This window comes from Halobacillus sp., from assembly GCF_049282395.1.
Taxonomy (GTDB): Bacteria; Bacillota; Bacilli; order Bacillales; family Halobacillaceae; genus Halobacillus.
In genome coordinates, this window is record NZ_JBAPTY010000328.1 from 1 (window position 1) to 4,160 (window position 4,160).

4 protein-coding genes are annotated in these 4,160 nt (G+C 43.1%); 3 read left to right on the top strand and 1 reads right to left on the bottom strand.

What is annotated here, in order from left to right:
• Nucleotides 1–381 precede the first annotated feature (381 nt).
• The gene (locus tag WAM07_RS13935) at nucleotides 382–1,743 is read right to left on the bottom strand and encodes a TrkH family potassium uptake protein (protein WP_422167782.1); all 1,362 of its coding nucleotides are present in this window, start codon (nucleotides 1,741–1,743) and stop codon (nucleotides 382–384) included.
• Between the two features lie 189 nt (nucleotides 1,744–1,932).
• Here WAM07_RS13935 and cidR point away from each other — a divergent pair, with 189 nt between their 5' ends.
• The 3 genes from cidR to WAM07_RS13950 all read left to right on the top strand — a co-directional run bounded on the left by cidR (nucleotide 1,933) and on the right by WAM07_RS13950 (nucleotide 3,943).
• Entirely contained in the window at nucleotides 1,933–2,844 is a 912-nt protein-coding gene (gene cidR, locus WAM07_RS13940) for a cidABC operon transcriptional activator CidR (protein ID WP_422167784.1), read from the top strand.
• 195 nt (nucleotides 2,845–3,039) lie between these two features.
• Nucleotides 3,040–3,597 carry an acyl-CoA thioesterase gene (locus WAM07_RS13945; RefSeq protein ID WP_014644769.1) on the top strand — a complete coding sequence of 186 codons (558 nt, stop codon included), beginning with the start codon at nucleotides 3,040–3,042 and terminating at the stop codon, nucleotides 3,595–3,597.
• Nucleotides 3,569–3,943: a hypothetical protein gene (locus WAM07_RS13950; RefSeq protein ID WP_422167785.1), complete on the top strand. Its 375-nt coding sequence runs from the start codon at nucleotides 3,569–3,571 to the stop codon at nucleotides 3,941–3,943. The genes WAM07_RS13945 and WAM07_RS13950 overlap by 29 nt, the downstream gene beginning before the upstream one ends.
• Nucleotides 3,944–4,160: the final 217 nt, after the last annotated feature.

Sequence of the window (4,160 nt, forward strand, 5' to 3'; positions counted from 1 at the left end):
ATGCTTATATAAAAGGCTATCTCGCATAGTTCCAGTCTGAAAAAGTATTTACGCCCATATGGTTACTTCTTATCAGCGGATGAAGGACGAACCCGTTTCGAGTCTCTAATTCGGCCGGGTCCGGAGGGGGACGATGAAGACTCCTGCGGGATGAACATGATCGGTGAGATCCCCGCAGGGCTGTTAAGCCCGAGGAAGCTCAGCACATGCCCGCGGAAAGCGAAATCGTCCCCCGGAGGACCTTCCGCTCAATACAAATATCTCGAAATCAAGTCTTCAACAAACGGGAGCTTTACCTTATTAACAACACGGAAGTTTAACATAGCCAACTTAAAAAAGAGCAAGGAACCCTATGGGCGCCTTGCTCTTTTTAATGATGAATCAGCCGATGATCATTGGCTCCCGAGGGTATCGGTAATTATCCGCAGTCACTCTTCCTCTTAAAATAAATAGGAAAGAAAAGATGCCGATCCGCCCGATGAACATGAGACCAATGATGATGATTTTTCCAATGGAATGAAGGTCTGAAGTAATGCCCATTGATAGACCCGTCGTACCAAAAGCCGAGCAAGCTTCAAACATGACTTCAAGCAGTGAGAATTGGGGCTCAAACAGGGAGAGTAAAATGACAGCCCCGCATGTAATCATAATGGCAGTGCTGATAACAATGAACGAACGGAAAATATCCTCCTGGTCAATTTCTCTATGGAAGATGCGTACATGACTTCTTCCTCGCGCATAGGCAAAAATCGCAAGCAGCGTGATTGCGAACGTAGTGGTCCTTATGCCGCCGCCCACGCTGCTTGGTGAGGCTCCGATAAACATAAGTACACAAATGACTAATAACGTGGATGGCGTAAACTCACTCACATCCATCGTAGCAAGGCCGCCGTTTCTTGTCGTTACCGATTGGAAAAAAGCATAGAAAAACGATTCGTGCCAGGATTTATCCTGGAAAAAATGAGTGCGGTCAAACAGGTAAATAAGCACGGTTCCGATCAGAACGAGCAGACCGAAAGTTACTGAAGTAAGCTTTGTGAATAAAGAAAAGTTAAAAAAGTCTTCATTTCTTCTCGAAAGGTAATCTTTCACTTCGATCAAAACAGGGAACCCAATTGCTCCAAGCGTAAGCAGAAGGATATTAATAAACTGTACAAAATAATCGCTTTCGAACATGACCAGCGAGGACCCCGTTATATCGAATCCAGCATTCGTCGTTGCACTGACAGAAGCAAAAGCCCCCTGGACAAATGCTTCGCTTGTGGTCGGGAAATATTGGGTGAAATAAACCCCAAGAATAAGAGCTCCTATGATTTCGATAATGACGATAATCAGTAAAATCTGCCGGATCAGCTGGACCATTCCGGCGAAAGTTGAGCGGTTTTGATCCGTTTTAATGAGCTGTCGTCTTTTTAAACCGATTTTTTGGCCGAGCAGCAGCCAGATAAACGTTCCAAGCGTCATGACGCCGATTCCGCCAAATTGGAGAATAAACATTAATACGAAATAACCGGGCGTATTAAAGGTGTCAACTGTAGAGACCACGGTTAACCCTGTGACGCTGATAGCACTTACGGCAGTAAACAAACCGTCAATAAAGCTTAGATGTACACCTTCCCGGTGAAGAAAAGGCAGGCTGATCAGCAGGGTAGATAGTAAGGCTGCCGATATATAGAATAATACAATAATTTGAAAAGGAGAAAGCTTGTCAAAAAAGTGTGGAGTTTTAAATGCATGTGCCATGAATGAGTACTCCTTAAAAATAGAATAAATGCTGTACCGTCTGTACTTATGGATTTTATAGATATTTAGAGAACATAGCAAGAGTAACTCGTGGGAGAAAATGGATGACCTGAGGTGGGAATTTATGGTTGCGGGGGAGGCGGGGGTTGTCTATGATGGGAGGAAGAGTGTTGGAGGGAGGAAGTGTGTATGGATATTCGTCATTTGCAATATTTTATTGAGGTTGCGAGGTTCAGCAGTTTTACGAAAGCGGCAGATCATTTATTCATCAGCCAGCCGACGATTAGTAAAATGATTAAAAACCTGGAAGCGGATCTGGGGGTCGAATTATTTGAACGTTCCCGTAAGAAAATTACCCTTACCGATGCCGGGAGGGTCATTTTAGCTCAGGCAGAAGTTATTGATAAAGCCTTCAATAACCTCCAGACGGAGCTTGATGATCTTCTCGGCCTTCAGAAAGGGCACATACGGATTGGGCTTCCTCCAATTATGGATGCGGATCAGTTTATTAAAGCGCTCGGAGGATTTCACGATCAATATCCTCATATTACATTTCAGCTTCTGGAAAATGGAGCCAAAAAAATAGAAGACAATATCATTCAGGAAGAGCTAGATGTAGGAATCACGGTACTGCCTACGGAAGAAGAAAGATTTGATTACTTCTTCCTTATGAGTGAGGAGCTGAGTGTTGTACTTCCACCGTCTCACAAGCTATCCGGACGTAAACAGATTCATTTAAAAGAATTGGAAGAGGAATCGTTTATTCTTTTTAACAAAGATTTCGTATTGAATGATCGGATTGTATCAGCCTGTAAGGAAGCGGGTTTTCTCCCTCAAGTCGTTTCGGAGAGTTCCCAGTGGGATTTTATAGGGAAAATGATCACCGCGAACCTTGGAATCTCGATTCTTCCAAATAGTGTCGCTCATTTATTAAAAGAAGATGTCAGAATCATAAAAGTCGTCCAGCCTGACCTTGAATGGGACTTAGCGATTATATGGCCTAAGGATCGATATTTAGCTTATGCCACGAAAGAATGGCTGAAGTTTACACAGGATCGTATAGCCACCCAGGTTGGGAAGGAACAGCCCCTTAACGAATAAGCGGGCTGTTTTTTTATGCCTGGATTGAATCGATGAAAACATTTACATAGATAATGTCTATATAAAGCATGATGAATAACTATTTCACTTTCTTGGAAAAGGCTCTTACACTGTATTTATACCCCTTTTTGTAGAGGCATGTCTTTACGAATAAGCGCTTATGAAGAATTTTTTACAGAGAGGAACGATAAAGCAATGGATGCCAAAAAACCAAAAGAAAGTTTAATTATCAGCACGGACCAAGTGCTTGTGAACGATTTAAATAACTATAATACGCTGTTCGGCGGCGTTTTGATGAAAAAACTAGATAATAGTGCCACATTATCAGCGAGGCGTCATGCCCGTGTGAAAGAATGTGTAACGGCTTCAACAGACTCGATCGATTTCCTGAACCCGGTTCATCAGTCGGATTCGGTTTGTGTAGAGTCCTTTGTATCGTACACTGGGAACCGTTCTATGGAGATTTTCTGTAAAGTAATCGCAGAAGATATGATTACCGGCAGAAGAAGAATGGCAGCAACAGCGTTTCTAACGTTCGTGGCGCTGGATGAGAATAAGCAGGCGGTGCCGGTTCCTGATGTAATTCCTCAGACTGAAGAGGAGAAGTTTCTCTATGAGTCCGGTGAAGAAAGGGCTCAGACCCGAAGAGTACGCCGTAAGCACAGTAAGCAATTGACGGATATTATCGGCCTTGAAAAGCCCTGGGAGAAAGGAGAATATTTATATGGTGAAAACATTAGCCAGTTTGGGTGATCTGTATGCAGCTAAGGAAGATTTTGGAGAGTTGAGAAATCAGCATTCGGAGGTGTATGAACAGCTTCTTCATGTAGTAAGTCTGACTCGCCAGCTTCAAATGAAATATGGTTATATGGGCAGTCTGCTCATGGATGAGGACATCACGGTATATGAACCAGAATATATGAAGGACTCGATTCTTACCCTTTATCAAAAAGAGGTTCAAAAGCTGACCGACCACCAGGACGTGGAAGTCGTGAGACAAACGTTAACGAAGCACCGTGAAATCGGCTATCCTAAATTATTCTTACTTATCTTAGGGGCAAAGCCGGAAATGTTGAAAGGCTCGACGATTTTCAAATAACGTTTTTCTGAAAAAACAGGCACACCGGAACATTATCCCGGTATGCCTGTTTTTTTAGGCTATGTTAAATCAAAGTGTTGCTCTTAAAGAAAAGCTCCCGATACTGGAAGACTCAGTTTCAAGATAAATGGGTCCGTTAAGTAAGATGGGTAAGGGTTGGTGGGGAAATAACTCGCTTTCCTGTGGGGGAACTGGCAAGCCTCCTCAGTCGTTAACA

Coding starts and splice junctions, on each gene's coding strand:
- WAM07_RS13950 (WP_422167785.1), top strand. CDS start 3,569: ATGGTGAAAACATTAGCCAGTTTGGGTGATCTGTATGCAGCTAAGGAA.
- WAM07_RS13935 (WP_422167782.1), bottom strand. CDS start 1,743: ATGGCACATGCATTTAAAACTCCACACTTTTTTGACAAGCTTTCTCCT.
- cidR (WP_422167784.1), top strand. CDS start 1,933: ATGGATATTCGTCATTTGCAATATTTTATTGAGGTTGCGAGGTTCAGC.
- WAM07_RS13945 (WP_014644769.1), top strand. CDS start 3,040: ATGGATGCCAAAAAACCAAAAGAAAGTTTAATTATCAGCACGGACCAA.